We start from the raw sequence: 4,569 nt of genomic DNA, 5'->3' as shown, positions 1-4,569 counted from the left end.
TACTCAGCCTTAATAAAACTCTCACCTATATTGAATATGCCATAAAAGGGTCACCGCCCCCCTATTAGACTCGCTTTTGTCTATTAATTATCCGAACGGTTTTATTTAATCAAATAAAATGAACTTTCTATTCACTTTAAAAACAATAACCATTATCATTCGCGCAAATTCAATAACGCGAATAGTTATCACTCTATGAAAACGTTTAAGTACTCTCTTATTACTCTTGCTTGTTTAAATGCAAATATGGCATTTGCCCAAAATACACAAGTTGATGCTGATATTGAACGCATCAGCGTATACGAAAAGCAAAACCGCGTGGTGATGAGCTCTGGTCTTGCTACTAAATCAGACATGTCTTTAATGGAAACTCCTGCACCGGTTGTAATTATTGACCGAGAACTGATTGAATCCCAAGGTGTAGATAGCTTACAAGATTTAGTTAGAAACGTAAGTGGCTTAACACAAGCAGGTAATAATTACGGTATTGGTGATAACTTAGTAATTCGTGGTTTAGATGCAAACTACACCTACGATGGTATGTATGGTGGTGCAGGCCTGGGTAATACATTTAACCCAACTCGTTCACTTACAAATGTTGAATCTGTTGAGGTTTTAAAAGGCCCTGCAACAGGTTTATATGGCATTGGTAGCGCAGGTGGCGTAATAAACCTAATTGAAAAAAAGCCAGAGTTTGAAGAAAAACACAAAGTATCGGCTGAGCTTGGCCAGTGGGATAGCTATTCATTATCGTTTGATAGCACTAACGCTATAACAGATGATTTAGCTTATCGTGTTATGGCTAAAACAGCGTCAAGTGACGGATTTCGCGATTTAAAAGAAGATCGCGACGAAATTTATACCTCACTTAAATACGTGCTTAATGACAGACAAAACATCATGCTTTCTGCAGCCTATATAAAAGATGAAATAGCGGTTGATTCTATTGGTCATCCTATTCGTATTTACAGTGCAGAAACTGCAAACGGCTTAAGCGCGGGTGAAGTAACTGGTGCCGATTTAGTAAACGATCCGACAGGAAGCGGCGTACAGTTAAGTGATGCACAACGCGACCAACTTGCTAATTCATTATCTGCATCTGATGGCTTAACACCTTATAGCTTTGGCACAAATGGTATTATTTCACCAATGGCTGATGCTAACGAAGGTGAAGAGTTGCGTTTTAAATTAACGCATAACTATTACATTACTGACGATTTGTTTTTAAACCAGCAGCTACAGTACCGTAACTACACATCAAGTTTTGCGCGCCAAACAGGTGCATATAACTACGTCTATTCAACACGCGATGGAATAATTAATAACGACCCTCGTGCTCCATTAGTTGAAGACGGTGTACTTTACCCGTATGCAGCACGCCGCCAAGAATACCGCCAAGTAGAAGCAGATGAAAAATCATGGCAGTACTTCTTAGATTTACGTTATGACTTTATGTTAGGCGACGTAGATAACGAATTACTAGTTAACGCCAACTACGAAGATAGAGATATTCGTTTTAAACAATTCTCAATATGGGATCAAGATTACGTACTCACAAACAATGATGGTGATGTAACGTACCAAGGTTCGTTGCCGTATATTTACGATATAAGAAAACCAAATTGGCCAACCGGTAACTTTGAAGATTACGATCCGCTTAAAACAAGTGACTACAATAAAAAAGTACAAGCATGGGGCTTAGGCATTCAACATGTTGGTTACATAACTGAAGAACTTACAACGCGTATTGGTGTGGCATATAACCGAATTGAGCAAACTTATGAGCACTTTGGTGTTGATGAGCGTTACAGTTCTAGCCGTGCAGAGCCAACACCTGAAGCGAGTACATCAGATTCTGGCTTAACGTATAATCTGGGGGCAACGTATCAGCCATCTGAAGATTTATCTGTATTTGTAAATCATTCAAAAGGGCGTACAGCGTATAGTGTATTAGGCTCTGTGGCAGGTAATGAAGCTGACCGAGAAGATTCAGAGTCTATAAGTAACGACCTAGGCTTTAGATTTAAAGCATTTGATGACCAACTACTCGCATCTGTTGTTATATTTGAAAGCTCTCGTACTAATTTAGAATACGCAAACCCGCTTTATGACGCATTAACATCAGGCTCAGATGTACCTGAAAGCTATTATGATGGTAAAGAGCAAACAAAAGGTGTTGAGCTTGATTTAAATGCTTACTTGAACGATAAATGGAAAGTAAACGTAAACGGTATTTATCAAGATGCACGTGACAAAAGTAATCCTAATAGCAGCAGTTACGACACACGCCAAAAAGGTGTGCCTTACGTAACAGCAAGTACGTGGGTAACCTACTACGCAGATATGTTTAATTTACCTGAAGCTGTAAATATAAGTGGTGGTATTACGTTTGTAGATAACAGAAGTACTAATTCAAGTTCATTCTCGATTCCTGATGGTTATGTACCAAGTTATACGACTTACGATACAGCTGTATCGTATACAACTGATAAATGGCATATGCAGTTAAACTTAAATAACTTGTTCAACAAAAAGTATTACTCAAAAGCGATGTTTTTAGGTGGTATGCCAGGGGAAGAGCGTAATGCAAAACTAAGTTTTAGTTACACACTTTAACTAGCTAACCTGAACTCTGGATAATAAATCTATCTCAAGCAGCTATTTTCAGCGCTCAGGTTAGTTAAAGACTTAAAAAGCACGGTTTTCTAATTTAGAAGCCGTGCTTTTTTGTGTTTTATAAACGCTTAATCTAAATTAAATGGTAACCACTATGCGACCGTTAATTTCACCTTTGAGCATATCATCAAAAATTTCGTTAATGTCCTCTAAGCGTTTTTCTTCAATAATCGCTTTTACTTTACCTTGCGCTGCAAATTCCAAGCATTCTTGCAAATCTTTACGTGTACCAACAATAGAGCCAACTACTGAAATGCCATTAAGCACAGTATCAAAAATAGGAAGTGGCATATCCTCTGGAGGTAATCCCACTAATACGCATTTACCGCCACGGCGTACACTTTTATAGGCTTGTTCAAACCCAGCTTTAGACACTGCAGTACACACAACGCCATGCGCACCACCTACTTGTTCAAAAATAGCTTCGCTTGGAACCACCTCTTTAAAATCGAGGGTGATATCTGCGCCTAGCTCTTTAGCAAGCGCGAGTTTTTCTTTACCTGTATCAACAGCTATTACATTAAAACCCATTGCTTTAGCGTACTGTACTGCTAAATGACCAAGCCCGCCCACACCAACAATAGCAACCCACTGCCCTGGTTTAGCACCGGATACTTTTAATGCTTTATAGGTTGTAACACCTGCACAAAATAATGGAGCAGCCTCAGAAAAACCGAGTTCTTCTGGTATTTTTACAACGTAGTCGCCATGCGCTAAACAATATTCTGCATAACTACCGTCAATAGAATAGCCAGTATTGTGCTGCGATAAACACAGTGTTTCTTTACCATCTAGGCAAAACTCACAGTGCCCACATGCACTATAGAGCCAAGGAATACCGACTCTATCGCCAACTTCTAAGTGCTTAATGTTGCTTCCGACTTTTTCGATAACACCGACACCTTCGTGCCCTGGTACTAATGGCATTTTTGGTTTTACTGGCCAATCCCCATGACAGGCATGTAAATCGGTATGGCAAACGCCACAGGCCGCTATTTTTACTAAAACATCATTTATTCCCACCTCAGGAATTGGTAAGTCTGTTATTTCTAATTTACCTTTGTATTGAGTATTAATTGCAGCTTTCATAGTCATTCCATCGTATGTGCAGAAAATTAAAGATAAGGATTTATTTATGTATTGTTGTGTACAACATATCCTAATATAGATGTATAAATATTAATCTAAATCATATTTTAGTCATTTAAATTAACTTATAAGCCTGCTAAGAACTTGCTATCCATAATGAGCGTGCTAGCATTTACTTTCTGAAATTACTGAAAGTTACTAAGCTATGAGTTTATCCGAAAAGAATTTTGCCTTTGTAATGCATTGTGGTGAGATGGGCAGCCGATGGGGATTCAATCGTACGATCGGACAAATGTGTGGTTTGCTGATTATTACTAAAAACCCAATGACAGCTAATGAGATTGCAGATGCGCTTAGTATTTCTCGCGGTAATGTAAGTATGGGCATTAAAGAGCTGCAATCGTGGCAGTTAATTAAAGTACAGCATATTCCTGGCGATCGTAAAGAGTACTACGCCCCTGCTGGCGATATTTGGGATATGGCAAATCGCGTATTTGAAGAACGTAAAAAACGTGAAATTGAGCCCACCTTAACACTACTACGCGATAACTTATTAGACGAAGCCAGTAACGACGATGAACTTTACGCACAAAAACAAATGGGTGAGATTCACAACCTACTTGAAACCGTCACTAAATGGTCATCAGAACTACAGCGTTTAACGCCAGAGCAACTTAATAAGCTAATGAAGCTAGGTTCTGGAATTGGTAAAGTTATTGACCTAAAAGAAAAGATATTCAAAAAAGAATAAAGCCGCAATTGCGGCTTTATTTATAGGTATATTTTAAAAATTAGATTTTTGGA

At 38.6% G+C, this 4,569-nt stretch carries 3 protein-coding genes; 2 read left to right on the top strand and 1 reads right to left on the bottom strand.

Annotated features, from left to right (window positions below):
• Positions 1-195 precede the first annotated feature (195 nt).
• The gene (locus tag H5072_RS12320) at positions 196-2,616 is read left to right on the top strand and encodes a TonB-dependent siderophore receptor (RefSeq protein ID WP_182693681.1); all 2,421 of its coding nucleotides are present in this window, start codon (positions 196-198) and stop codon (positions 2,614-2,616) included.
• A 138-nt stretch (positions 2,617-2,754) separates the two neighbouring features.
• Here the strand turns inward: H5072_RS12320 and adhP are convergent, their stop codons facing one another.
• Positions 2,755-3,765 (bottom strand): alcohol dehydrogenase AdhP, encoded by a 1,011-nt coding sequence (gene adhP, locus H5072_RS12315; protein ID WP_024596845.1) that lies wholly within the window; start codon positions 3,763-3,765, stop codon positions 2,755-2,757.
• 205 nt (positions 3,766-3,970) lie between these two features.
• Here adhP and H5072_RS12310 point away from each other — a divergent pair, with 205 nt between their 5' ends.
• Positions 3,971-4,516 (top strand): GbsR/MarR family transcriptional regulator, encoded by a 546-nt coding sequence (locus H5072_RS12310; protein ID WP_024596846.1) that lies wholly within the window; start codon positions 3,971-3,973, stop codon positions 4,514-4,516.
• Positions 4,517-4,569: the final 53 nt, after the last annotated feature.

Origin of the sequence: Pseudoalteromonas sp. SR45-5 (assembly GCF_014163565.1) — a bacterium.
Classification (GTDB): Bacteria; Pseudomonadota; Gammaproteobacteria; order Enterobacterales; family Alteromonadaceae; genus Pseudoalteromonas; species Pseudoalteromonas distincta.
Note: the sequence above shows the minus strand (reverse complement) of the source record. Positions and strands in the feature narration are given on the sequence as shown.